The sequence below is a fragment of the Streptomyces sp. NPDC048192 genome, from assembly GCF_043202415.1.
Taxonomy (GTDB): Bacteria; Actinomycetota; Actinomycetes; order Streptomycetales; family Streptomycetaceae; genus Streptomyces.
Map to the genome: position 1 here is coordinate 104296 of NZ_JBIDAL010000004.1, position 25357 is coordinate 129652.

Consider the following 25357-nt stretch of genomic DNA (forward strand, 5'->3'; position numbering starts at 1 on the left):
CTCCCCCTGTGTCCTGGACGCCGTTCTCAGAAGACCGGCGTGCCCGCCTGCGTCAGCTTCCAGTTGGTGACGGCGAAGTCGGCCGGGTCGAGGGTCTTCTTCGCGGTCACGTAGTCGATCATCAGCTGGCGGATCTCGTTGGTCGAGCTGTAGGCGATGGGCGCCGCGGCGATGTGCGGGTAGCCCGAACCGCCGTTGGCGCGGTAGTTGTTCACCGCCACGACGAAGACCTGGTCGTCGGCGACCGGGGCGCCGTTGAAGGTCAGGTTCTTGATCCTGGAGCCCTCCGGCTGCGCGATGTCGATCTCGTAGTCGACGCCGGCCGCCGTGTCGTACATGTAGTCCCAGAAGTTGTTGGCGTTGGTGAGGGTCGCGGTGTCGACCTTCGTGCCGGCCGGGACCTGGTGGTAGTACTTCGCCGCGTACTCCAGGTAGTCCCTGAGCTGGGCGCCCGTCAGCTTCTTGCCGTACAGGGTGTTGTCGTAGATGTACAGGCCGGCGATGTCCTTGATGGTGACGCTGCCCTGGGGGATGTCGGCCGTGCGGGAGAAGGGCGCCGCGACGGAGATCAGCGGGAGCGCGGCGTCCGCCGCCGACAGGCCCGTCTTCACGGTGTCCATCTGGACCTTGTGGATGAAGTCCATGATCGGGACGTCCTGCCAGCAGGAGTCCGCCGCGGACAGGTCCGCGGTGCAGGTGCCGACCGCGGTGTTGACGTACTTGACCACCAGCTCGTGGTCGGCCTCCAGGAGCTTCTTGATCTCCCGGTCCTCGTCCACCGTGTTGGGGTTGAGGGTCTGCGCGGTCTTGCCCGTCACCTTCCACTGGCCGTGGTGGAGTTCGAGCTCGAAGTCGAAGACGCTGAGGCGGTAGCCCCAGCAGTACGGCTCGGAGAGCAGGACCTCCTCGCCGGTCTGCGCGTTCTTCACCGTGTAGGACGGCACCTCGACGTGGGTGTGGCCCACCAGGATCGCGTCGATGCCCGGCACCTGCTCGGCCACCAGGTTGGACGCGTTCTCCACGTACGGCAGTTCGTCGCCGTAGGAAGAGGAGCCGTCGAGGCCGGAGTGGTCGGTGAGGAAGACGACGTCGCAGCCGAGCGCGCGCAGCCGCGGCACGTACTTCTTCGCCTGCTCCACCAGCCCCGGGAACACCATCTTCCCGCTGACGTTGTCCTTGTCCCACAGCGCGATGCCGGGGTTGGTCAGGCCGAGGATGCCGACCTTGATGTCCGGGGCGCCGGGCACGCGGATGTGCTTGACGGTGTACGGCTTGAAGGCGGGCCGCAGCGTCTTCGCGTCGAGCGCGTTCGCGCCGAGCAGCGGGAAGCGGCACTGGCTCTCGAACTTGCGCAGCGTGTCGATGCCGTAGTTGAACTCGTGGTTGCCGAGGGCGGCGGCGTCGTAGCGCATGTGGTTCATGGCCACGGCCATCGGGTGCTTGGGGCCGTCCTCGGCGGTGATGGGCTGCACGCGCGCGAAGTAGTAGGCGAGGGAGGTGCCCTGGATGATGTCGCCGGCGTCGACCAGCAGGACGCGGTGCTCGCCCTTGGCCTCGCGCTGCTGCTTGATGAGGGTGGCGACCCGCGCCACGCCCACGGAGTTGCCCGCCTTGTCGGTGTAGGCGGCGTCCTTGTAGTAGTCCCAGTCGAAGACGTGGCTGTGCAGGTCGGTGGTGCCCAGGATGGAGAACGACCAGGTGCGCGGCGCCTTTTCGGGCCGGTGACCGGCCTCGGCGGCCTGCGCGGTGCCGGTGCCGACGGCCCCGGCGGCGGCCACCGCCGCACCGGTGACGGCCGACTTCTTCACGAACTCACGGCGGTTCATGGGATGGGCGGGCATGCAGGGCTCCTGGAGCTCGAGAGGCAGGATCGTACGGGCATGGCGGCGGGACTACCCGCGTAGATGCTTGCCGTACGCCACATCCGCGCGAAACCAGAAACGGGTCACGGGCGGGTCAACAAATGGGAAACAGAAGCGGACTTGAGCCCTCCGCTCATCCGTCCCGCGCCCCCTCGCCGACCAGCGTGAACTCGGCGAGCAGCAAAGGGGCGGCCGGCTCGGAGGACGCGCCCGGCGCACGGGGCGGAAGCGGCGGCACGGCGGAGTGCGGGGTCTGCCGGGGTCACCCCGGCGATGGGCTCATGTCGTGCACCGCCTGTCAGGGGCGAGGATGGGAGGAGTGCCCCCGCTGCCGGGGCCACGGCGCCGAGCGGTGCGGCACTGCGGCAGACGCGGCGAGGGCCGCCCGCGGCTCGTCCTGCCCGGGCCCGTCGCGGCCCCGTCCGGCTCCCCGCTGCTGACCTGCCTCGCCGTCCTGCTTCTCGTCGGGCTCGCCGCCGTGTGGCAGGCGGGCGCCGGACGAGACGGCGGCCGGCGCGTTCTTCCGTCGCGCCGGCCGCCGTGTTCCGCCTTACAGGAACGAGTTGATCTCGATCGTCTCGTCCCGGCCCGGGCCCACGCCGATCGCGGAGATCGGGGCGCCGGACATCTCCTCCAGCGCCTTGACGTACGCCTGGGCGTTCTTCGGCAGGTCCGAGAAGGACTTCGCCTTGCTGATGTCCTCCGACCAGCCCGGCAGCATCTCGTAGACGGGCTTGGCGTGGTGGAAGTCGGTCTGCGAGTACGGCAGTTCCTCGACCCGCTTGCCGTCGATCTCGTACGCCACGCAGACCGGGATCTGCTCCCAGCCGGTCAGCACGTCCAGCTTGGTGAGGAAGAAGTCGGTCAGGCCGTTGACGCGGGTGGCGTAGCGGGCGATGACCGCGTCGAACCAGCCGCAGCGGCGGTCCCGGCCCGTCGTCACACCGCGCTCGCCGCCGATCCGGCGCAGCGCCTCGCCGTCCTCGTCGAACAGCTCGGTCGGGAAGGGGCCGGCGCCGACGCGGGTCGTGTAGGCCTTGAGGATGCCGATGACCCGGCTGATCTTCGTGGGGCCCACGCCGGCGCCGGTGCAGGCGCCGCCCGCGGTGGGGTTGCTGGACGTCACGAAGGGATAGGTCCCGTGGTCGATGTCCAGCAGCGTGCCCTGGCCGCCCTCGAAGAGCACGACCTTGTCCTGCTCCAGCGCCTGGTTGAGGACCAGGACGGTGTCGGCGACGTACGGCTTGATCTGCTCGGCGTAGCCCAGCAGCTCCTCGACCACCTGGTCGGCGGCGATGGCGCGCCGGTTGTAGAGCTTGGTGAGGATCTGGTTCTTGACGTCGAGGGCCGCCTCGACCTTCTGCTGAAGGATCGACTCGTCGTACAGGTCCTGGACCCGGATGCCGACGCGGTTGATCTTGTCGGCGTAGGTCGGTCCGATGCCGCGGCCGGTGGTGCCGATCTTGCGCTTGCCGAGGAAGCGTTCCGTCACCTTGTCGACGGTCACGTTGTACGGCGTGATGACGTGCGCGTTACCGCTGATCAGGAGCTTGGACGTGTCGACGCCACGCTCGTTCAGACCGCTCAGCTCGGAGAGCAGGACCGACGGGTCGACGACGACGCCGTTGCCGATGACCGGCGTACAACCGGGGGACAGGATTCCGGAAGGGAGCAGGTGGAGGGCGTACTTCTGGTCGCCGACGACGACCGTGTGGCCGGCGTTGTTGCCGCCCTGGTACCGCACTACATAGTCCACCGAGCCACCGAGCAGGTCGGTCGCCTTTCCCTTGCCTTCGTCACCCCACTGAGCACCGAGCAGCACAAGTGCGGGCACGCGCGTACACCCCTTCCGGGCGGGGCATGTCCAAGGTCGGGGGCGTGGGCGTAAGGTTCACCGCCGCGTGCCACAGCGACCGTCGTTGGTCGCCGGTGGTCGCCCAACCGTCGGACCGGATGCCCCGGAATAGACGAAGCCCCTGGCGCAATAGCGCAAGGGGCTCTTGCACAAAGATGCTACCCGAGGAAGCGAGGCAGGACCGAGGTGGCGACTTTCGCGACGTCCGAACAGCTGCTGGTGATCATCGATCCGGCGGCACGGCAGGCGGACGGGGAGTCCGTACGCATCGCGAAAGACGTGCTCAGCGCGGGTGCGGCAGCCAAGGTGTGCCTGCCGGACGGCCCGGAGGAATTCGCCCGGGCGCTGGGCCGGCGGGGGTCCCGGCGACCGGTGGTGATCGGCGACGACCGCGCGCTGGTGCGGGCCGTGTCCCTGCTGCACCGGGCGCGGGAGCTGGCCGGATGCACACTGTCGGTCGTCCCGGTGGGCGACACCCGGCTGGCCGAGTCGCTCGGGGTGCCGGGCGGGACGGTGGCGGCCGCGCGGGCCGTGCTGGACGGCGCGGAGCGGCGCCTCGACCTGCTGGTCGACGACAGCGACGGGGTGGTGCTGGGCGCGCTGGGCATCCCGCCGGAGCCGGTGGCCCGGGCGGCCGCGGCGCAGCCGGTCGCCGTCGTCTGCCGCCCCTGGTACCGCTCCCTGGTCCGCACCCTCGCCCCCCGCCCGCCTCGGCTCGCGGCCGTGCCCTCCCCCGGCCCCTCCCGGCTCCGGGTGGAGGTCGACGGGGAGACGGTGGTCGACCTGGGCCAGCCCGTGGAGGCGGTGTCGGTCACCCCGGGCACGGGGGGCTTCGCACGGGTGGAGGTACGGCCCCTGTCGGTGGGCGCGGAGGCGACCCCGGTACAGGCGACCGGCCGCACGGTGACGGTCACCGGCGCGGACTTCCGCTACCGGGCGGACGCCCGGGTGACGGGTCCGGTGCGGCGCCGGACGTGGCGGGTGGCGGAGGGGGCCTGGGGGCTGGTGCTGCCGCCGGCTTGAGACGGGGGCCTCGAAACCGGTGTCATGACGCTCCCCCGGTTCCCCGTGCCTCTTCCGGGTGCTCGTACTTGCGCTCCCGGTAGGCGCGCCAGCGTTCCATCATCTGGGCCACGTCCTTCTCCACGAACTCGAAGAAGTCCAGCGTCTCGGCGAGCCGGCGCCCCGCGGGGGTGTCGGCGCCCAGGCTCGCCACCCCCTCGCGGAGGGCCTCCTCCCAGCGCTTGATGACGGCGTCGCGGTTGGTGAGGGCCTCGTACCACTGGTCGCCGTGCACCCGGTACCGCTCCCGGCGCGAGCCCGGCTCGCGCTCCCTGGACAGCAGGTGGACCTGCGCGAGGTAGCGCACGGCGCCGGAGACCGCCGCGGGGCTGATCCTCAGCTGTTCGCCCAGCTGGGCCGAGGTGAGGGCGCCGGAGTCGGAGGCGAGCAGCGCCGCGAGGACGCGGGCCGGCATGCGCGGCACCCCCGCCTCGACGACCTGGGCCGCGAAGTGCTCCACGAACCGGGAGACCGCCTCGGGGTCCCGCCGCACCGCATCCGTCATGGGGCCCACCGTACCCAACATTAGGGACCTTCGGTAACTTCACAAATTTCTGAAAGAAGCGTACGTTCGTCGGCATGACGAAGGCAATCGCGGTCGCCGGACTCCACAAGTCCTTCGGCCGTACGCACGCGCTGGACGGTCTCGACCTGGACGTCGAGACCGGCGAGGTGCACGGCTTCCTCGGCCCCAACGGCGCCGGCAAGTCCACCGCCATCCGCGTCCTGCTCGGCCTGCTGCGCGCCGACGCGGGCGCCGCCCGGGTGCTGGGCCGCGACCCCTGGCGGGACGCGGTGGAGGTGCACCGCAGGATCGCCTACGTGCCGGGCGACGTCACCCTGTGGCGCAACCTCTCCGGCGGCGAGGTCATCGACCTCTACGGCCGGCTGCGCGGCGGCCTGGACCGCCGGCGCCGCGCCGAGCTGATCGACCGCTTCGAGCTGGACCCCACCAAGAAGGGCCGCACCTACTCCAAGGGCAACCGGCAGAAGGTCGCCCTGGTCGCGGCCTTCGCCTCGGACGTGGACCTGCTGATCCTCGACGAGCCGACCTCGGGCCTCGACCCGCTGATGGAGGAGGTCTTCCAGCGCTGCGTCAGGGAGGAGCGCGAGCGCGGCCGCACGGTCCTGCTCTCCTCCCACATCCTCGGCGAGGTCGAGGAACTCTGCGACCGGGTCAGCATCGTCCGCAAGGGCCGGACCGTGGAGAGCGGCTCACTGGCCGACCTGCGGCACCTCACCCGCACCAGCGTCAGCGCCGAACTCGCCGGCCCGCCCGACGGACTGGCCCGCCTGCCCGGCGTGCACGGCCTCGACGTGCGGGGGCACCGGGTCCGGTTCCAGGTGGACACCGACCGGCTCGACGCCGTACTGCGCTCGCTGACGGCGTCCGGCGTGCGCTCGCTGACCTCGACGCCGCCCACGCTGGAGGAGCTGTTCCTGCGGCACTACGCGGACGAGGCGGCCGTATGACCTCCCGGCTGACCGGCACGGCGACCCTGCTGAGGTTCGCCCTGCGCCGCGACCGCGTGCTGATCCCGGTATGGGTCGCGGTGACCGCGCTGATGGTCCTGACCATGCCGAAGACGCTTCATGGCCTGTACGGCACCCCGGCCGCCCGCGCGGACCTGATGCACCAGATGGCGGCCAACGCCTCCCTGCGCGCCATGGTCGGCCCGGTCTTCGGCGACTCGCTGGGCGCGCTGACGGCCTGGCGGGTCGGGGTGTACGCGGGCGCGCTCGCCGCGGTGACGAGCCTGCTCGTCGTCGTACGGCACACCCGCGAGGAGGAGGAGAGCGGCCGGCAGGAGCTGGTGTCCTCCGGCATGGTGGGCCGCCGGGCCCCGCTGACGGCGGCCCTGCTGGCGGCGGCGGTCGCGAACGCGGCCCTGGGCGCGCTGATCGCGGCGGGGCTCGCCGGGCAGGGCGTGGCGGGCGCGCTGGTCTTCGGGCTCGGGGTGGCGGGCGCCGGCCTGCTCTTCGCGTCGACGGCGGCGATCGCCGCCCAGCTGACCGAGAGCGCGCGCTTGGCCCGGGGGCTGACTGCGGCGGTCCTCGGCGCGGCGTTCGTGCTGCGCGCGGCGGGCGACTCCGCGACGGACGACGGCTCGTCGGTGCTGACCTGGCTGTCCCCGCTGGGCTGGCTGGAGAACCTACGGCCCTTCGCGGCCGAACGCTGGTGGATGCTGCTGCTGTTCGCGGCGGCGACCGCCCTGCAGACCGCGCTCGCCTACCGGTTGGCGGGCCGCCGGGACCTCGGCATGAGCTTCCTGCCGGCCCGGCCGGGGCCCGCCGAGGGGCGGCTCACCGGTGCCGGCGCGCTGGCCTGGCGGCTGCAGCGCGGCAGCGTCCTCGGCTGGTCGCTCGGCTTCTTCCTCGCCGGGGTCGTCTACGGCGGGCTGACGGACGGCGCGGCGAGGCTCGTCGGCGACAACGCCAAGGCGCGGGAGATCTTCCAGCGGATGGGCGGCCAGTCCGGCCTGACCGACGCCTTCCTCGCCGCGATGATCGGCCTGCTCGGCCTGGTCGCCGCCCTGTACGTCGTCTCGTCCGTGCTGCGGCTGAGCGGCGAGGAGACCTCCGGGCGCGCCGAACCGGTGCTGGCCGCGGCGGTGGGCCGGCTGCGCTGGGCCCTCGGTCATCTGCTCGTCGCGTTCGGCGGCTCGGCCCTGCTGATGCTGCTGGCGGGCCTCGGCTTCGCCGTCGGCTACGGCCGGCGGACCGGGCCCGTCCTGGGCGCGTGCCTGCTCCAGGTCCCCGCCGTCTGGTTGATCGGCGCGGTCGCCGTCCTGCTGTACGGCCTGCTGCCGCGGGGCGCGGTCGCGGCGTGGGGCGTGGCCGGCGCGGCCCTGCTCCTCGGCTGGATCGGCCCGGCGCTGGACCTGCCCCGGGCGGTGCTGGACCTGTCCCCCTTCGGGCACCTGCCGAAGCTGCCGGGCGGGCAGATGGAGTGGCGGCCGGTACTGGTGCTGCTGGCTGTGGCCGCGCTGCTCGTCGCGGCCGGCCTCGCGGGCCTGCGCCGCAGGGACCTCACGGCCTGAGCGTGCACCGGCCGCCCACCGGCCGCCTGCCGCTCAGCGCACCTCCACGGTCAGCCCCTCCAGCCCCCTGATGACGAAGTTCGGCTTCCGCCGTGGTTCCGCCGCGAGGGCGAGGGTCGGGGCCTGCCGCAGGAGAGCGGACATGGAGGCGGCGAGCTCGATACGGGCCAGGGGCGCGCCGATGCAGTAGTGGATGCCCGCGCTGAAGCTGATGTGCGGGTTGTCCCCGCGGGTGAGGTCCAGCCGGCCGGGGTCGGTGAAGACGGCCGGGTCGTGGTTGGCGGAACCGAAGAGCATGGCGATCTCCGAGCCCCTCGGGATCGTGGTGCCGTCGATCTCGATGTCGTCCAGTACCCAGCGCTCGAAGAGCTGGAGCGGGGTGTCGTAGCGCATCAGCTCCTCGACCGCCGACGGCACCAGCGCGTGGTCGGCGCGCAGGGCGGCGAGCTGGGCGGGGTTGCGGAACAGCGCCCACCAGCCGTTCACCGTCGCGTTGACGGTCGCCTCGTGGCCCGCGTTGAGCAGCAGCACCGCCGTGGAGATCATCTCCTGCTCGGTGAGCCGGTCGCCCTCGTCGTGCGCCGCGATCAGCCCGGAGACGAGGTCCTCGCCCGGTTCCCTGCGACGCGCGGCGATCAGCCCCCGCAGGTACTCGGAGAACTCCACCGACGCCCGCACCGCCTTCACGGCGGTCTCCTTCGACGGGTTCAGCTCGTACATCCCGCAGATGGCCGCCGACCACGGCCGCAGCAGGGCGCGGTCGGCCTCGGGGACGCCGAGCATCTCGGCGATCACCGCCACCGGCAGCGGCTCGGCCACCTCGCTCAGCAGGTCGCCGCCGCCCTTGCGGACGAGCGCCGCCACCAGCTCGTCCGCCAGAGCGTGGACGTACGGCCGCAGCCGCTCCACCGTGCGCGGCGTGAACGCCTTCGACACCAGGCGCCGGATCCGGGTGTGGTCCGGCGGCTCCAGGTCCAGCATCCCGTGGTCGTTGAGCGTGTGGAACGGCTCGTGCTCCGGCGGGGGCGGGGTCCGGCCGAACTCCTCGTGCGAGAACCGGTGCAGATAGGTGCGGCCGAGGCGCCGGTCACGCAGCAGCGCCGACACGTCCGCGTGATGCGGCACCAGCCACTGGTTCGTGGGCGCGAAGTACACCACCCTGCCGCGCGCCCGCAGCTCGGCGTACGCCGGGTACGGGTCGGCGACGAACGCGGGGTCCCACGGATCGAAGATCAGGTCGGAGCTGCCAGCCATGCGGGGACGCTAACGCGCGCGGCGCGGTCTGGCCAGGGGCGCTCTCTCGGGTGCCCGGCGAAGGGCGCCCTCCGGGGCCGTCAGCCGGGTGTCACCAACCGCGCCTCGTACGCGAAGACCGCCGCCTGGGTGCGGTCGCGCAGGCCCAGTTTGACCAGGATGCGGCTGACGTGGGTCTTGATCGTGGACTCGGCGACCACCAGGCGGGCGGCGATCTCCGCGTTGGACAGGCCCTGGGCGATCAGGATCAGGACCTCCGTCTCGCGTTCCGTGAGGTCACCGTAGGCCGCCCGGGCCGCCGGCGGGAGGGGGCGCGGGGGGTCCGCGAGGCGGGAGAACTCCGTGATCAGACGTCTGGTGACCGAGGGGGCCAGCAGAGCCTCGCCGGCGGCCACCACCCTGACCCCGTCGGCGAGTTGGCGGGCCGAGGCGTCCTTGAGGAGGAAGCCGGAGGCGCCCGCCCGCAGGGCCTGGTACACGTACTCGTCCAGGTCGAAGGTGGTCAGGACCAGCACCTTCGCCGCCGCGTCCGCCGCCACGATCTCCCGGGTGGCCTCGATGCCGTTCAGCTCGGGCATGCGGATGTCCATCAGGACGACGTCCGGGGCGAGCTCGCGGACCCGCTCGACGGCCTGTCTTCCGTTGACGGCCTCGCCGGCGACCTCGATGTCCGGCATCGCGTTCAGCAGCACCGAGAAGCCCTCGCGGACCATCATCTGGTCGTCCGCGATCAGTACGCGGATGGTCATGCGTCCCCTTCGCTCACCGTGGCCGCCGGCACCGGCAGGAACACCGTCACCTCATGGCCGCCGTCCGGCGTCGGGCCCGCCGTCATCTCACCGTCCAGCATGGCGACCCGCTCCCGCATGCCCGTGATGCCGTGCCCGGCGCCCGGCGACGGCTTGACGAGCCGCGGAGCCGGCGGCGGGGTGTTCACCACGCGCAGGCCCAGGCCGCCGAGGACGTACCCGATCTCCACGCGGGCGCTCGCTCCCGGCGCGTGCCGCAGGGTGTTGCTGAGGGCCTCCTGCACGATCCGGTACGCCGACAGCTCCACGCCCTGCGGCAGTTCGCGCACCGCGCCCGTCACCGCCTTCTCCACCGTCAGGCCCGCCTCCCGTACGTTGGCGAGCAGGCCGTCCAGGTCGGCCAGGGTCGGCTGGGGGGCGTCCGGCGCCTCGTAGTCCTCGGCGCGGACGACACCGAGGACACGGCGCAGCTCGGTCAGGGCCGCCACCGCGTTCTCCCGGATGGTGGCGAACGCCTTCTGAAGCTCCTCCGGCGGATTCTCCACCCGGTAGGGCGCGGCCTCCGCCTGGATGGCGACCACCGACATGTGGTGGGCGACCACGTCGTGCAGCTCGCGGGCGATCGTGGTGCGCTCCTCCAGGAGGGTGCGCCGGGAGCGTTCGTGCGCGGTCACCGTCTGCTGCGCGGTCACCTCCTGCGCGGCCTCCCGGCGGATGTGCCGGACGGTGACCACCAGCAGCAGCACCGCCGACAGGACCAGCATCTGGGCCACATCGGTGTCGCCGTACCACGGGCCGAGCACACTCGCGGCGAAGAAGCCGTACACCCCGGTCAGCACCCACATCCAGGCCGCGGTGCGGGGGCGGGTGCGTGCCGCGACGACCGTGAGCACCACCAGGTGGGAGACGAAGCTGCTCGCCGGCCACGGCCGGCCCACCCACTCCTGCTCGCTGACGACCGCCGTGACCGTGGAGGCGGCCAGGGACAGCCAGAAGGCTCCGGCCGGCCGCACCAGGGTGAGCAGCACCGGCGCCAGGGCCAGCAGCCCGCACAGCAGGGACGGCACCCCCGAGTCGCCCCCGCGGGTGAGACCGACCAGCATCGCCGTCAGGCCGAGGACGACGACCACCGCGTGCGGCGCCCAGGCCGCGTACTCCCGCATACGGCCGGACCGGCGGCGCACGAAGGGGCTGTCGGCGCCGAGCCGGGGCAGCGGGCGGTAGGCGAAGGCCTCGTGGAACAGGTCCTGGCGCAGCCCGCTCAGCGCGTCCGCGGCCAGCCGGAACTCCGGGCTGCGCGGCCTGCCGGCCGCGCCCGGCGGTGTCGTCTGCGTGTGCGTCGTCTCGGTCACGTGGAGAACGGTAGGCGGCGGCCGGGCCGCGGTCGTCCCCTTGCAGAGGGGTTCTCACGGGTCCCTCTCAGGTACTACGGGGCGCCCGCGCCACCGGCCACGCCGGGTACGTACGCCATGACTCCGGGCCTCACCAGGCCAGTTGGGCGATCTCCTCCGCCACCACCGCGCACGCGTCCGCCGCCGGGTCGATCAGCGGGAAGTGGCCGACGTCCTCCAGGAGGGTCAGGCCCACCATCTCGCCGGCCTTCGCCGCCGCGTCCGCATAGGACTCGGCCACCGTCTGCGGCACCACCAGGTCGGTGCGCCCCTGGACCAGGGTCGTCGCGATGCCCGTGGGGAGGAGCAGCACGGGGTCGGCGTACGGGCGTCGCTCGGCGAACGTGTCGTGGCCGCCGAGGAGTTGCAGGCTCGCGTGGCCGCACACCTCCAGCTTCTCCGCCACCTCGAAGTCCGCGATCGGGGCGAGGGCGACGACGCCGCGCAGCGGGGCGGGCCGACCGGTGCGCCAGGGGGCGTCCGCGGGCAGGAGGTGGCGGGCCGCGGCCCACAGCGCGAGGTGGCCGCCGGCCGAGTGGCCCGTCAGCACCGTGCGGCGCGGGTCGGCCTGCGGGAGCGCCTCGCGGGCCAGGGCGGGCAGCGCGTCCAGGGCGGCGGCGACGTCGTCGAAGGTGTCCGGCCAGCGGCCGGCCGGCGGCGGGACGCTCCCCGCCTCCGTGCCCGCACTCTGCCCCGGGATCAGCGGTTCGCCGCCGCGCCGGTACTCGACGTTGGCCACCGCGAACCCCCTGCGGGCCAGGAAGTCCGCGAAGGGGGTGATGTGCCGGCGGTCGTAGCGGGCGCGCCAGGCGCCGCCGTGCAGGACCACCACCAGCGGCACCGGGGAGTCCGCGGCGGTGCGGGGCGCGTAGAAGTCGATCACCTGGTCGGGGTGGCTGCCGTAAGCGGAGCTGACGTCGGGGTCGACCGGAGGGTGCGAGAAGGCCGATTCCTCTTCGGCGGCGGCGCGGGCTGCTGCGGCGTCGTCCGGCATGCTCCAACCTCTCAGCGATGGAACGTGTTTGGCGTCTGGTCACCAGCTCGCCGTTGGGCGGGACGGTATCAGGCCGGTGACGTGCGCGGACGCGGGGATGTCACACACGGTGAGGGGCAAACGGTTCCATACGGGGCCTGAAGGCGCGGTTCCCCTGCGGGTCGCCGCCTTCAGGCCCCGCACCCCTACGCCAGCTCCTCCCCCAGCACGCGCGCCGCCCGCTCCGTGTCGGCGAAGCCGACGTACAGCGGGGTGAAGCCGAAGCGGAGGACGTCGGGATGCCGGAAGTCGCCCACGACACCCCGGTCGATCAGGCGTTTCATCACCTCGCCCGCGTCCGCACAGCGCAGCGCGACCTGGCTGCCGCGCTCCTCGTGGCGCTCCGGCGTCACGCACTCCACGCGCCCCGGCTCGGTGTACGCCCGCACGCAGCGCAGGAAGAAGTCCGTCAGCGCGAGGGACTTGGCGCGGACGGCGGAGACGGACACGCCGTCCCAGACGTCCAGGGCCGCCTCCAGGGCCAGCATGGACAGGATGTCCGGGGTGCCGACCCGGCCCCGCGGGGCGCCCGGCGCCGGGGCGTACGACGGGCTCATGCCGAACGGGTCGGAGTGCGAGTTCCAGCCCGGCAGCGGCGAGTCGAAGCGGGGCTGCAGGTCCCGGCGGACGTACAGGTACGCCGGGGAACCCGGGCCGCCGTTCAGGTACTTGTAGGTGCAGCCGACCGCCAGGTCGACGCCGTGCTCGTCCAGGCCCACCGGCAGCGCGCCCGCGCTGTGGCACAGGTCCCAGACCGCGAGGGCGCCGGCGGCGTGGACCGCGGCGGTCAGACCGGGCAGGTCGTGCAGCCGGCCGGTGCGGTAGTCGACGTGGTTGAGCAGCACCGCCGCCGTACGGCCGGTCAGCGCCCCCGGCACCTCGGCCGGGGTCACGGCGCGCAGGGTGCGGCCGGTCAGGCGGGCCGCGGACTCGGCGATGTAGCCGTCCGTGGGGAACGTCGTGGCGTCCACCAGGATCTCGGTGCGGTCCTCGTCCGCCATCCGCACGGCGGCCACCAGTGCCTTGAAGACGTTGACGCTCGTGGAGTCGCCGACCACGATCTGCCCGGCCGCCGCGCCGACCAGCGGGGCGATCCGGTCGCCGATCCGCTCGGGCGCGGTCCACCAGCCGCTCTCCTCCCAGGAGCGGATGCGCAGCTCGCCCCACTGGCGGCGGACCACGTCGACCACCCGGTCGGGGACGTGCGCGGGGAGCGCGCCGAGGGAGTTGCCGTCGAGGTAGACCACGTCGTCGAGGACGAAGCGGTCACGCAGCGGGGCGAGTTCGTCCGCCGCGTCCAGCTTCTCCGCCTCCAGGGCCAGTTCAGACACTTCAGATGCTTCAGACAGTTCAGACATGGGACCTCGCCGTCCACAGCTCCGGGAAGACGTTCTTGCGGGCGCGCTTCTCCAGCCAGGCCACGCCGGCCGAGCCGCCGGTGCCGGGCTTGGCGCCCATCGCGCGGCGGGTGGCGACCAGGTGGTCGTTGCGCCAGCGCCACACCAGCTCGGCCACGTCGGTCAATGCCTCGCCGAGGCGGACGAGTTCGGCGTCCTGGTCGCCGGCGTAGACCGCCGCCCAGACGCGCTCGACCTGGTCGGACGGCTCGTAGCGCTGGGAGACGTCCCGGTGCAGGACGGAGGCGGGGACGGCGTGGCCGCGCCGGGCCAGCAGCCGCAGCACCTCGTCGTACAGGCTGGGCTCGTGCAGCGCCTTCTCCAGTTCCGCGTGGGCGCGGGGGACGCCGCGGTGCGGGACCAGCATGGACGCGGACTTCTCGCCGAGCAGGAACTCCATGCGCCGGTACATCGCCGACTGGAAGCCGGAGCCCTCGCCGAGGGCGGACCGGTAGGAGTTGAACTGCGCCGGGGTGAGCTGGCCGAGCGGTGTCCAGGAGGCGTTGAGCGCCTCCAGTTCCCGCACGGAACGCTTCAGCGCGGCGATCGCGGTAGGCACGTCGTCACCGCGCAGGGCGCCCGCCGCGGTCTCCCACTCGTGGACGATGACGGTGAACCACAGCTCCATCACCTGGGTCGTGACCAGGAAGACCATCTCTCCGGGATCGTCGGAGAGGGTGTGCTGGAGGTGGGTGAGCACGTCCGCCTTGACGTAGTCCTCGTACGGCGTCGTGCCGGCGAAATCGAGATGCGGAGTCTCGGGCTCCTGAGTCTGTGTGGACTGCTGAGCCGATTGGGACATCGCTGTCTCCTGTTGTAGCTCCGGGTAGCGGTCCGCCCCTGCCGATGCCGGCACGGGGGCCCCGGTCCCCACCCGGCATCCTCCGCAATCGACCCCGGATACGGCAAGGCCCGCCTGTGCCAGACGGGCCACACCGGGACGTACGGCTAGCCGAGGGTCTGGGCCGCCGTCGGGGAGGAGTCCTTCAGGAACTGGGTGCAGCGCTCGTACTCCTCCTGCTCGCCGATCGCCTGCGCGGCGCGGGCGAGGGCGTGCAGGGCGCGCAGGAAGCCGCGGTTGGGCTCGTGCTCCCAGGGCACCGGGCCGTGGCCCTTCCAGCCGCTGCGGCGCAGGGCGTCCAGGCCGCGGTGGTAGCCCGTGCGGGCGTAGGCGTACGACTCCACGACCGCGCCGCGCTCGAACGCGTCGTCGGCCAGCTGGGCCCAGGCGAGGGAGGAGGTGGGGTACTTGGCGGCGACGTCCGCGGGGGCGGTGCCGGCGGCGAGCTGCTCGCGGGGCTCGGGGTCGTCGGGGAGGTGGGTGGGGGGCGGGCCGCCGAGGAGGTTTTCGTGGATGGTCATGGGTCCAGTCTGGCGCACGCCGGTGACAGGCGCGGGCGCTGTGCCGGTGGCCCGCCCCGGCACCGGGCCGGTCCGGCCCGCTACGACGGCTGCGCCCGCCGCTCTCCCTCCAGCGGCGGGGCCGTGACGCAGCCGTGCACGCGGCACTCCGGGTGGCGGCAGTCGGGGGACGGGCGGCGGACCAGGGCGAAGGCCAGCACCGAGCCGGCCACGAGCACCCCGGCGCAGATCGGCATGGCCCGCCGGAACGCCGCGTCGAAGGCGGCCGGGACCCGGTACGCGTCCGGGCCCATCCCCGTGAGCAGGGGCAGGGCGGCCACCGCCACCAGGCCCGCCGCGCGTGCCGCCGCGTTGTTGACGCCGCTGGCCAGGCCCGCCCGGGAGGCGTCCACCGAGGCGAGGACCGTGGCGGTCAGCGGCGCGACGAGGGTCACCATGCCGGCGCCCATGACGAGGACGGCCGGGAGGACGTCGGCGGGATAGGACGCGCCCTCGCCCACCCGCAGCATCAGCAGCATCGCGGCCGCGCACAGCAGCGGGCCGGCCGTCAGGGGCAGCCGCGGCCCCGTCCGGTCGGCCAGGGCGCCGGAGCGGGAGGAGAGGAACAGCATCAGGACCGTCGTCGGCAGCAGGGCCGTGCCGGCCTTGAGCGGCGAGTAGCCGGCCACGACCTGGAGCTGCAGCGCGGTGAGGAAGAAGAAGCCGCCGAACGCCGCGTACACGCACAGGGTGACCAGGTTGACCGCGCTGAACTGGCGGGCGGCGAAGACGTCCAGAGGGAGCATCGGGTCCGGGCTGCGCCGCTCCACCAGCACGAAGGCCACCGCGGCCGCCAGGCCCGCCACCGCCGTCAGGGCCACCACCAGGGAGCCCGCCCTCGCCTCGATCAGGGCGTACGTCAGCAGGGCCAGGGCCAGCGCGCCGAGGGCGGCGCCGAGCACGTCGAAGCGGGCGTGTCTGCCGCCGTCCGCCGACTCCGGGACGTGCCGCAGCGCGACCGGCGCGCACAGCAGCGCCAGCGGCACGTTCAGCAGGAACACCCAGCGCCAGCCGGGCCCGGCGACCAGCCAGCCGCCGAGGAACGGGCCGACCGCGGCGCCGATCCCGCCGAAGCCGGACCACAGGCCGACGGCGCGGCTGCGGTCGTCGGGGTGGAAGGACGCCTGGATGATCGCCAGGGAGCCGGGGGTCAGCAGGGCGCCGCCGACGCCCTGCAACGCCCGCGCGGCGATGAGGATCCCCGGACTCGGCGCCAGGCCGCACAGCAGCGACGCCGTCGCGAACCAGACCACGCCCAGCACGAAGATCTTCCGGCGGCCGTAGTGGTCCCCGAGCGAGCCGCCGAGCAGGATCAGCCCGGCCAGCGTGACCATGTACGCGTTGACCGTCCACTGCAGCGCGGCGAGACTCGCCCCCAGATCGGCGCCGATGCGCGGGAGCGCCACGTTGACGACGGTCGAGTCCAGCAGCGCCATGCTGGAGCCGAGAACCGTGGTGAACAGGATCCACTTGCCCTGGGGCGAGGCCAGCCGGACGTCGGGCATGGTCCCAGGTATACAGCGGCCCGGCGGCCGAGGACAGCCGCCGGGCCCCGTACGGAGCGGACGTACCGCTTACTTGATCTTGTTGCCGGCCGAGCGCAGGTGCTGCGTGGCCTGGACGACGCGGGCGGCCATGCTCGCCTCGGCCAGCTTGCCCCAGGTGCGCGGGTCGTAGGCCTTCTTGTTGCCGACCTCGCCGTCGACCTTCAGGACGCCGTCGTAGTTCTGGAACATGTGGGCGGCGACCGGACGGGTGAAGGCGTACTGGGTGTCCGTGTCGATGTTCATCTTCACCACGCCGTTCTCCAGCGCGGTGAGGATCTCCTGCTCGCTGGAGCCGGAGCCGCCGTGGAAGACGAAGTCGAACGGGGAGGCCTTGCCGAACTTGGCGGCGACGCCCTCGTTCAGCTCCTTCAGCAGCTCGGGGCGCAGGACGACGTTGCCCGGCTTGTACACGCCGTGGACGTTGCCGAAGGACGCGGCCAGCAGGTAGCGGCCCTTCTCACCCAGGCCGAGGGCCTCGGCGGTGCGGATCGCGTCCTCGACGGTGGTGTAGAGGGAGTCGTTGATCTCGTGCGAGACGCCGTCCTCCTCGCCGCCGGTCGGGGTGATCTCCACCTCGAGGATGATGCGGGCGGCGCGGGTGCGCTCCAGCAGCTCCTGGGCGATGGCGAGGTTGTCGGCGAGGGTCTCGGCGGAGCCGTCCCACATGTGGGACTGGAACAGCGGGTTCCTGCCGGCCTTCACGCGCTCCTCGGAGACCGAGAGCAGCGGACGCACGTACCCGTCGAGCTTGTCCTTCGGGCAGTGGTCGGTGTGCAGCGCGATGTTGACCGGGTACTTCTCGGCGATGATGTGCGCGTACTCGGCGAGCGCGACCGCGCCGGTGACCATGTCCTTGCTGTACTGGCCGCCGAGGAACTCGGCGCCGCCGGTAGAGATCTGGACGATGCCGTCGCTCTCCGCCTCCGCGAAGCCGCGCAGCGCCGCGTTCAGGGTCTGGCTCGAGGTGACGTTGATGGCCGGGTAGGCGAACTTGCCTGCCTTCGCCCGGTCGAGCATCTCGTTGTAGACCTCGGGGGTTGCGATGGGCATCTGTCCGCTCCTTGGTGTTGCGGGGTGGATTGCTGCGTTACGGCCCTGACCTAGACCTGGGTGTGCGACGTCATCGTCGTCCCCATCTTTCCAGACATGGACGGCTGGTCCATGCGCCGGACAAGTCCAGGTCACTCCGCGTCGTCAGTCCAGACCCAGTTCATCCTTCGAGAAGGCGAACCGGTACGGAACGCCCGCACCGGCCTCGATCTTCTCCGCGGCGCCGGTGGCCCGGTCCACGATCGTCGCGACGGCGACGACCTCGGCGCCGGCCTCCCGCACGGCCTCCACGGCGGTGAGCGGCGAACCGCCGGTGGTGGAGGTGTCCTCGACGACCAGGACCCGGCGGCCCCTGATCTCCGGGCCCTCGACGCGCCGCTGCAGCCCGTGCGCCTTCGCGGCCTTGCGCACGACGAAGGCGTCGAGCTTCTTCCCGCGCACGGCGGCGGCGTGCAGCATGGCCGCGGCCACCGGGTCGGCGCCCATGGTGAGGCCGCCGACCGCGTCGAACTCGAGGTCGGCGGTCAGGTCCAGGAGCACCTGGCCGACCAGCGGGGCGGCCTCGCCGTCGAGGGTGATGCGGCGCAGGTCGACGTAGTAGTCGGCCTCCAGACCCGAGGAGAGGGTCACCTTGCCGTGCACCACGGCCTTGTCCTTGATCTGCTGCAGCAGCGCGCCGCGTACGTCCGTCATGCCGACCAGCTTAAAGGCGGCGCCAGCTCCAGGTGGTGCTCGCCTCCAGCGGCTCCAGGGCCGTGACCAGGCGCGGGGCGGTGTTCAGGCCGTTGGGCGGGCCGGTCTGCGGCTCCACGCACACGGCCTCGGCCTGCTCGTCGTAGACCACCACCCACTCCTCGCGGCTGGTCACCTTCAGCTCCAGCTGCCCCGGCCAGGTGAGGGTGACGTCGACGCCGCCGGGCATGCCGAAGCAGTCGTCCCAAGGGCCCGGCGTGGGGTCGATCCGGTTCCCGGTGGGCAGATGGTCCGCGCCGCGCTCCTCCTGCCAGGCGGGCTTGAAGCCGAGGGCCACGTCCTCGCCGCCCAGGTTCCGGTTGAACCAGGGGTGCCAGCCGATCTGCGCCGGGAAGGAGTCGTCCCGCGCCTCCACCGAGATGGTCAGGGTCAGGGCGTCCTCGGCGAGCGTGACGACCTGGGTGACACGGCCGGGGTGCGGCCACGGCTCGACCAGGTCGTACGTGAGCACCGCCTCGTTCTCCGCGACGCGCGCGGTGCGCCAGGCGCCGTCGCGGGCGGTGCCGTGGATGGCGTGGGGCGGGGAGTTGAGCGGCATCTGGCGGACGGCGCCGCCGTCCAGGAAACGGCCCTCGCGGATACGGCCGCACCAGGGCACCATCGGGAAGCAGCCGTAGCGGGGCCCTTGCCGCAGCAGCTCCAGGGAGTCGACCTCGAGGCTGCTGATACGGCCGCCGTTGGCGGGGCTGACGTGTACTTCTGCGATGCCTGCGGTCAGCGTGATGTCTTCGTTACTCACGGGAAGACAGTACTGGGAGGACCGGCCGGGTCAGCGGCGTCTGCGCAGAGCCCGGGTCACGACGATCGCCGACGCCACCGCCAGTGCCGCCGCGGGCGCCGCCCAGCGCAGGGCCGAGGTCGCCGTGACCGTCTGCGGCGCCGGCACCGGGGCGTAGCGGCCGCGCGGAGGCGCGTGGTCGACCTCCTCCGCGCTGCGGCCGATCATCGTGCGGCGGGCGTGCGCGGCCTCGGCGGGCGGCTCGCCGGTGTCGGCGAAGTCCTCGGACAGGCCGCCGGCGGCCTCTACCTCGTCGGCGGCGGGGTCCAGGGACGGCGGCGGGACCTCGGTGTCGAAGACGGACGTGTGGTCGTCGTCGGGCGTGTGCTCCTCTTCGGGCTGCGCCGCCTGTGCTTCTGTCTCTGCCTCCGCCTCTGCCTCCGGCTCCGGTGCCGTCGCCAGGTTCTCCAGGAAACGGTTCAGCAGGCGGGTGGCCGCCGCGTGCACCGTGTCCGGCGGGAGTTCCGCGATACGGCCGTCCGCGTCCGCCGTGCCCTCGGCGGTGACCGTCGTGCCGCCCTCGGCGTCCGTGAGGCGCAGGGTGAGGGCGAGCTTCACGGCGCCGGTGCCGCGGGCCTCGGTGGCGTCGGCCTCGACGGCGTACGTGCCGTCGTCGCGGGCCGCCACCCGTGCCGTACCCCGGTAGGTGACGGAGTGTCCGCCGACGCGGAGCTTCAGGCGTCCGGCGACGGGTTCGGCGCCGGCGTCCTGTTGCAGGCCGGGCAGCGCGCGGGCGACGCGCACCGGGTCGGCGAGCGCGGCGCCGAGCGGGGCGGGCGGGACCGGGACGAAGACCTGGTGCTCCATGTCCGGTGAGCCTACCCAGGTGTCCCCGGAAAGTACCCTCACCCGACGGGCTCGCCGGCAGCGGACCGGCTTGTCAGTACCGGGGATGCACCAGGGTCGACGCGGGCAGGCCCGCGATGCGGGTGCGTTCCGCCGCCCTGGCGTCCGCTGTCAGGGCCGCCGGAGTGAGGGTGCGCAGCCGGCCGGGCGCCAGGCGGAGCGGTGGCGGGGTGGTTCCGGGCCGGGCCAGCAGGAAGCCCCAGTCGTGCGGGGCGCCGGACGCGGCCGCCGAGCGGTCGGGGCCGGCCGGAAAGCCGGAGTCGTGGCCGACGACGCGGTAGGGGGAGCCGGCGAAGCCGGCGGCGCGCAGGGTCGCGGCGACCGTCCAGAAGACGCGGGGCCGGGTGGTGACGGACCCGGCATGGACGACGAGCCGGCCGCCGGGGGCGAGGACGCGGCGGGCCAGGCCGTAGAACTCCTGGGAGTACAGCTTGGTGCTGGCGGTGATGCCGGGGTCGGGGAGGTCGGCGATCACGACGTCGTACGCCGCCGCGGGCGCCCCGCGCAGCCAGCCGAGGGCGTCGGCCGTGACGGTGCGGACGCGGGGGTCGTCGTAGACGTGACCGTTGGCGGCGGTGAGGCCGGGGTCGTGGCGGGCCAGGCGGATCAGACCGGGGTCGAGTTCGACGACGTCGACGCGGCGCACTCCGCCGTGGCGCAGCACCTCGCGGGCGGCCAGGCCGTCGCCGCCGCCCAGGATCAGCACGCGCGCGTGCGGGCCGCCGGACAGCGCGGGGTGCACGAGGGCCTCGGCGTACCGGCGTTCGTCGCGGCCGCCGACGCGCAGCCGGCCGTCCAGGAAGAGGTCGAGGGGCGCGCCGCCGCTGCCGCCGGTCAGGACGATCTCCTGGACGTCGGTCTGTTCGGCGACCCGGACGTCCGTGCCGTACACGGCGCGCCGGGCGGCGCGTTCGAAGTCGTCGGCGAGGGCGGCGGCGGAGGCGAGGACGCCGAGCACGGTGAGGCCGACCAGGAGCAGGGTCCAGCGGGCCCGGCGGGTCAGGTCGCGGCGGAACAGGCCGAGGACCAGGGCGCCGCCGGCGACGACGTTGACCGTGCCGGTGAGCAGGGCGCCGGTCAACTGGCCGAGGAACGGCAGGAGAAGGAAGGGGAAGGCGAGTCCGCCGACCAGCGCGCCGACGTAGTCCGCCGCGAACAGGTCGGCGACCGCGCCGCCCGCGTCCTGCCGGCGGATGCGCTGGATCAGCTCCATCAGCAGCGGGACCTCGGCGCCGATGAGCAGGCCGATGGCGAGGGAGAAGGCGACCAGCAGGCAGCGCGGGCCCTGGGCCCACAGGCCGCCCCAGCCGCCGGTCCAGGCGAAGACGGCGTACAGCACCATCGCGCTGCACCCGCCGACCAGGGCGAGCGCGGTCTCGATCGCACCGAAGCCGGCGGCGGCGTGCCAGCGCAGCCGCTTCGCGGCGAGGGAGCCGATGCCCATCGCGAACACCATCACGGAGAGCACGACGGATGCCTGGGTGACCGAGTCGCCCATCAAGTACGAGGCGAACGCGACGAGTTCGAGTTCGTACACGAGTCCGCAGGCCGCGCAGACGAAGACGCACACGAGGACCAGGAACCGCCCGGTGCCGGGCCGGACGGGCAGCAGGGCCGGGCCCGTCCAGGGGGGTGGGGCGCCCGGGGGCGCGGGGGCGTGCGGTTCGATCACCCTGCGACGTTACGTCACGGGCCAGGGACGCTTCGTCACCCACACGTGTGGATCTGCGGGCACTTGAGCCCCCGTGGGTTTATGTCACCGATCTCCGGTCAACCGGCGCTGGCCACCGGCACCCGCACCCCGACCCGCGTCCGGGTGGCCACCAACTGCCCGTCCTGCGGGTAGGCGTGCCAGGTACGCCAGTGCACCTGGCCCTCGTGACGCTGGGCCAGCATCGCGGTGAAGGCGTGCGGGCTGCCCGGGAAGACGCCGACGAGGCCGTGCGGATGGTCGGAGACGAGGGCCAGCAACTCCTGGGCGCGGCCCGCGAAGGAGCCGGGTGTGAGCACCTCGACGCGCGCCGCGAACTCGTACTCCCAGTCGCCGACCCGCTTGGCCACGCCGAGCGGCAGGGGGGTGCTGGAGCCGGGGATGCACGCGACGGTCTCCGAGCAGCTGCCGCGCTCCTGGTCCAGCAGCACCTGATGGGACGCGCCGAGGAGTCTCAACTGAAGCTTGGCGTCGGTCAGTTCCAGGTCGAGGGTGGCCAGGGCCGGCAGCGGCTCGCGTCCCAGGGCCCAGGCTAGGTCGGCTGCGCGCGTATCGGTGTAGGAGGTGTTCAGGGTCGTGAGCATGGATCGGCTCCGCTAACACGCGATGAGGGGGAGATCGGCCACGTCAGCCCAGCCGGCTCCGCCGGAGTGGGCAGTCTCGGGGACAATCCGGGGGCTTCGTTGGCGATTTAGAGGGAATCATGAACAGAGGCACCCCCACAGCGTTTTTACCCAACTTCGTGGGGTTTCCATCCCTCAGGGGACTGCACAGTTCAACTGTTCAACCATGGCGCACGCCTGGCGCGCGGAACGGTCCCCAGGCGCCGGGCACGCTGAACACAACGGCGAGGCCCGGCCCCGGGACACGCGGGCACCGGACACCTGACGCGGGCCAGCTCCGCGTCAGGCGCCCGCCCGACGTCAGCCGCCCGCCCGCTGTCAGCCCCCTCCCCCGCAACCGCCGCCGCAGCCGCCGCCTCCCCCGCAGCCGCCGCCTCCGCAGCCGTGCCCGCCCCCGCACGAGTGGCCGCCCCCGCAGGAGTGGTGGCCGCCGCCGTGGTGCCCCCCATGGCTCCCCGACGACGATCCCGAGTCACCGGCCCACCAGCTGGCGCCGCCGGCCGCCCCCGAGGACGACGCCGAGCGGTACGCCCGGGACCGTGACGAACGGCCGCGGCCCTTCCCCGGCGGCACCGCGCGCCGCCGGCTCCGCGACCCGCCCGCCAGCGCCGTGCACCCCACGATCACCGCCACGACCAGGATGAAGATGATGCCCGCAACCACGGCGTCACCCTCCTTCCGTTCCCCCGAAGCGGCCCCCCGTGGACCGCCGTGCACGGGGGATGCCCGGCCGTCCCGGGGCGCAAAGCAGAGTTGAGGAACTTCTGAGGGTCCCTCAAGGGAAACGGCCCCTGACCTGCACAGAAGTGCGGGTCAGGGGCCGCTCGAACCTCACTGGGCCGTCTGTGGGCCGTGATCTCCCTCAGAGGGACGCTGGAACACCGCGTCAATGGCGCGGCGAGCGCGCTCCCTGCTGTCCGGCATCAGGTGGGCGTACACCCGCAGCGTCAACGCCGGATCGGCATGCCCCATGTACTCGCTGACAGCCTTGATGTTCTCGCCCGCGTCCAGCAGCGCGGACGCGTAGAAGTGCCGGAGGGCGTGCATGCCGTGCTCGCGCGCCGACTCGTACTTGCCGTCGTCGTCTGCTTCCGGGATGAGACCGGCGGCAGCCAGAGCAGGCTTCCACTCCTTGCCGTTGAAGTTGCTCCGCCACACCATTCCGCCTTGCTCAGCTGTGAAGATCAGGCGGGCGGACACCTTCGGCCCTTCCGGCACGTCCCACGGCAACGTGATCTCTGTGGGCTTGAAGGCGTCCATGTGCGCCCGGACGGCTTCCGCGACGGAGTTGGGCAGCGGCACGGCCCGCTTCTTGCCTCCCTTGGGAAGGGCGAAGACGGGGTGACCCTCCACGTGCTTGATCTGTCGCACCACGTGGAGCGTGCGCCCGTCCACGTCGATGGCGTCCTCGGCCAGGCCGAAGACTTCCCCCTGACGGAGCCCACACCCGGCGCCGACGTCGACCATCGCTCGGTACCGCTCCGGGAGGGCTGCCCGTACGGCGAACACCTGAGCGGGTACCCACGGGACTACCGGGTGCGCGTCTGGCTTGGGCCGTCGAACGGTCCGAGCGCTGCACGGGTTGCGCGACAACAGCGAGTCGTCCACCGCAGCAGACAGGACCGACTGAACGTCCGCGAAGATGTTCCGGGTGTAGGAAGCGCTCACGCCGGGCTTCGCTTCCAGCGCGGCCAGGAGCTCCCGGATGTGCTCAGGCCGGAAGGTCCCGATCGGCCGGGACCCGAGCACCGGGTAGACGTGCAGCCGCAGGCGCCGGCCGAGTTCCCTCCGGGTCATGGGGCTGGACGTCTTGCTGTCCAACCACTTCTCGGCGTACTGCCGGAACGTGATCCGTACGGACTTGGGGTCGGTGTACTGACCGCGCGTCATGTCCGTCTCGATGGCACTGAGCCACTTCTCAGCGAGGCGCTTCTTGCCGTCGGGGAAGCTCTTGGATTTCTCGGTGCCGTCGGGGCCGACGTAGCGCGCGCGGTAGCGGAGGCCGGTGCCGTAACGGTCCGTCCTGACGCGGACGGTCTTGCCGTCGGCGTTCTTCTCGGTCCTGTACCAGCGGTCTTGGATGTGGCCAGCCATGCGGGGCTGACTCCCTTCTCGGTAGCAGCGGCACGGCGGCCTGGTGGGGCCCGGTCCGGCCGGTTTCAAGGTCTGCTGGGCCAGGCCTGCTACTCGCTACAGGCCTTGTCACTGGGGGTTCGAGGTGCTAGCGGGGGTGCTACCGGTAGCGGGCGAAGGTGCTACCGGTAGCACCCGCCGGGCGAGCGTCAGGGAGGCAAAGACAGGGGTTCATGGATGCTTCCTGAGCGGGATTTCGGGGGTGCTGGAGGCGTGCCCTCCCTGCCTCCCTGAGGGGGTGTCTGTGCTGGTCAGGCAGAGGGAGGCGGGGAAGGGAGGCACCTAGGGAGTTCTCCCTGACTCCCTTGGCCGACGGACCGTTCTTCCCTGGCTTTCGCCGAGTTCGCCGGGGTGTGGTGAGGAGGCGGAGACAGGGGGCCCAAGTGGCTCTTAGAGTCGCCGTTCGGGGCGGTTCTGGCGCTGCCTCCCCGCCTCCCCGAACCGGTCTTTGCACTGGTCAGCCGGGGGATGTGAGGTGGGGAGGCGCCCGGGGAGTTCTCCCCGCCTCCCCGGCCCGATGGGCGTCGCCTCCCCATCTGTCGAGCGGGTCAGGCAGCGTCGGCAAGGTCGGTCTGCTCGGCCACCCAGTCGCGTACGGCGGCCGGGTCGAATCGCAGGTACCGGCCGACGCGGAAGCCGGGCGGGCCGATGCGCTTGCGGCGCCACTGGTAGACCGTGTCGACGCTCGGCAGGCCGAACATGGTGACCAGGTCTTCGGGGGTGAGGTAGCGGTCCGGGAGGCCACCGCGCAGGGTGGCGCGGGGGTCGGTCGGCTCTTCGGTGGCCATAGCCGTGGTAACTCCTCGTGTCCGTGAGGGCGGTGCGTGGGAGTGGTGCCGGTAGCCGTCCTAGAGAGTTGGTGTATTTCAGC

Annotated in this window: 22 protein-coding genes; 3 read left to right on the top strand and 19 right to left on the bottom strand. The window is 72.7% G+C overall.

Annotated elements, in window-relative coordinates; genetic code table 11:
• Positions 1-26 precede the first annotated feature (26 nt).
• Both ACGFZN_RS08795 and ACGFZN_RS08800 read right to left on the bottom strand, forming a co-directional pair.
• On the bottom strand, positions 27-1841 hold the full coding sequence (locus ACGFZN_RS08795; RefSeq protein ID WP_393857771.1) for a bifunctional metallophosphatase/5'-nucleotidase: 1815 nt from the start codon (positions 1839-1841) through the stop codon (positions 27-29).
• Positions 1842-2412: 571 nt separating this feature from the next.
• Positions 2413-3696 (bottom strand): adenylosuccinate synthase, encoded by a 1284-nt coding sequence (locus ACGFZN_RS08800; protein WP_393857772.1) that lies wholly within the window; start codon positions 3694-3696, stop codon positions 2413-2415.
• 207 nt (positions 3697-3903) lie between these two features.
• On the opposite strand from ACGFZN_RS08800, the gene ACGFZN_RS08805 reads away from it, so the two are divergent.
• Entirely contained in the window at positions 3904-4740 is an 837-nt protein-coding gene (locus tag ACGFZN_RS08805) for a diacylglycerol kinase (RefSeq protein ID WP_393857773.1), read from the top strand.
• A gap of 22 nt (positions 4741-4762) precedes the next feature.
• On the opposite strand, the gene ACGFZN_RS08810 is transcribed toward ACGFZN_RS08805, so the two are convergent.
• Positions 4763-5284, bottom strand: coding sequence for a GbsR/MarR family transcriptional regulator (locus ACGFZN_RS08810; RefSeq protein ID WP_393857774.1), 522 nt, complete (start codon positions 5282-5284; stop codon positions 4763-4765).
• A gap of 74 nt (positions 5285-5358) precedes the next feature.
• On the opposite strand from ACGFZN_RS08810, the gene ACGFZN_RS08815 reads away from it, so the two are divergent.
• Positions 5359-6252: an ATP-binding cassette domain-containing protein gene (locus ACGFZN_RS08815; protein ID WP_393857775.1), complete on the top strand. Its 894-nt coding sequence runs from the start codon at positions 5359-5361 to the stop codon at positions 6250-6252.
• Positions 6249-7820: an ABC transporter permease gene (locus ACGFZN_RS08820; RefSeq protein WP_393857776.1), complete on the top strand. Its 1572-nt coding sequence runs from the start codon at positions 6249-6251 to the stop codon at positions 7818-7820. Before ACGFZN_RS08815 ends, ACGFZN_RS08820 begins: the two co-directional genes overlap by 4 nt.
• Before the next feature lie 33 nt (positions 7821-7853).
• Here ACGFZN_RS08820 and ACGFZN_RS08825 read toward each other — a convergent pair whose 3' ends face one another.
• The 16 genes from ACGFZN_RS08825 to ACGFZN_RS08900 form a co-directional block, all read right to left on the bottom strand.
• On the bottom strand, positions 7854-9074 hold the full coding sequence (locus ACGFZN_RS08825; protein WP_393857777.1) for a cytochrome P450: 1221 nt from the start codon (positions 9072-9074) through the stop codon (positions 7854-7856).
• A gap of 80 nt (positions 9075-9154) precedes the next feature.
• On the bottom strand, positions 9155-9823 hold the full coding sequence (locus tag ACGFZN_RS08830) for a response regulator (RefSeq protein WP_393857778.1): 669 nt from the start codon (positions 9821-9823) through the stop codon (positions 9155-9157).
• Entirely contained in the window at positions 9820-11175 is a 1356-nt protein-coding gene (locus tag ACGFZN_RS08835) for a sensor histidine kinase (RefSeq protein WP_393857779.1), read from the bottom strand. The genes ACGFZN_RS08830 and ACGFZN_RS08835 overlap by 4 nt, the downstream gene beginning before the upstream one ends.
• Positions 11176-11305: 130 nt before the next feature.
• Positions 11306-12208 carry an alpha/beta hydrolase gene (locus ACGFZN_RS08840; protein ID WP_393857780.1) on the bottom strand — a complete coding sequence of 301 codons (903 nt, stop codon included), beginning with the start codon at positions 12206-12208 and terminating at the stop codon, positions 11306-11308.
• Between the two features lie 185 nt (positions 12209-12393).
• Positions 12394-13605, bottom strand: a complete 1212-nt coding sequence (kynU, locus tag ACGFZN_RS08845; RefSeq protein ID WP_393857781.1) for a kynureninase — start codon at positions 13603-13605, stop codon at positions 12394-12396.
• Positions 13598-14446, bottom strand: coding sequence for a tryptophan 2,3-dioxygenase family protein (locus ACGFZN_RS08850; RefSeq protein WP_393857782.1), 849 nt, complete (start codon positions 14444-14446; stop codon positions 13598-13600). The genes kynU and ACGFZN_RS08850 overlap by 8 nt, the downstream gene beginning before the upstream one ends.
• A gap of 146 nt (positions 14447-14592) precedes the next feature.
• The gene (locus ACGFZN_RS08855) at positions 14593-15006 is read right to left on the bottom strand and encodes a DUF3151 domain-containing protein (protein WP_393857783.1); all 414 of its coding nucleotides are present in this window, start codon (positions 15004-15006) and stop codon (positions 14593-14595) included.
• Positions 15007-15086: 80 nt separating this feature from the next.
• Positions 15087-16550: an MFS transporter gene (locus ACGFZN_RS08860; protein ID WP_393857784.1), complete on the bottom strand. Its 1464-nt coding sequence runs from the start codon at positions 16548-16550 to the stop codon at positions 15087-15089.
• 69 nt (positions 16551-16619) lie between these two features.
• Positions 16620-17642 carry a class II fructose-bisphosphate aldolase gene (fbaA, locus tag ACGFZN_RS08865; RefSeq protein WP_393857785.1) on the bottom strand — a complete coding sequence of 341 codons (1023 nt, stop codon included), beginning with the start codon at positions 17640-17642 and terminating at the stop codon, positions 16620-16622.
• Between the two features lie 144 nt (positions 17643-17786).
• Positions 17787-18335 (bottom strand): orotate phosphoribosyltransferase, encoded by a 549-nt coding sequence (gene pyrE / locus ACGFZN_RS08870; RefSeq protein ID WP_393857786.1) that lies wholly within the window; start codon positions 18333-18335, stop codon positions 17787-17789.
• 10 nt (positions 18336-18345) lie between these two features.
• Positions 18346-19134 carry an aldose 1-epimerase gene (locus tag ACGFZN_RS08875; RefSeq protein WP_393857787.1) on the bottom strand — a complete coding sequence of 263 codons (789 nt, stop codon included), beginning with the start codon at positions 19132-19134 and terminating at the stop codon, positions 18346-18348.
• A 30-nt stretch (positions 19135-19164) separates the two neighbouring features.
• Positions 19165-19980 (bottom strand): SRPBCC domain-containing protein, encoded by an 816-nt coding sequence (locus tag ACGFZN_RS08880; protein WP_393857788.1) that lies wholly within the window; start codon positions 19978-19980, stop codon positions 19165-19167.
• A gap of 73 nt (positions 19981-20053) precedes the next feature.
• Positions 20054-21691 (bottom strand): polyamine aminopropyltransferase, encoded by a 1638-nt coding sequence (locus ACGFZN_RS08885; protein ID WP_393857789.1) that lies wholly within the window; start codon positions 21689-21691, stop codon positions 20054-20056.
• 98 nt (positions 21692-21789) lie between these two features.
• Positions 21790-22314, bottom strand: coding sequence for a DUF2617 family protein (locus tag ACGFZN_RS08890; RefSeq protein ID WP_393857790.1), 525 nt, complete (start codon positions 22312-22314; stop codon positions 21790-21792).
• A gap of 870 nt (positions 22315-23184) precedes the next feature.
• Complete coding sequence (locus tag ACGFZN_RS08895; RefSeq protein WP_393857791.1) at positions 23185-24447, bottom strand: tyrosine-type recombinase/integrase; 1263 nt, start codon at positions 24445-24447, stop codon at positions 23185-23187.
• Between the two features lie 587 nt (positions 24448-25034).
• Positions 25035-25274: a helix-turn-helix transcriptional regulator gene (locus ACGFZN_RS08900; protein WP_393857792.1), complete on the bottom strand. Its 240-nt coding sequence runs from the start codon at positions 25272-25274 to the stop codon at positions 25035-25037.
• Between the last annotated feature and the right edge of the window lie 83 nt (positions 25275-25357).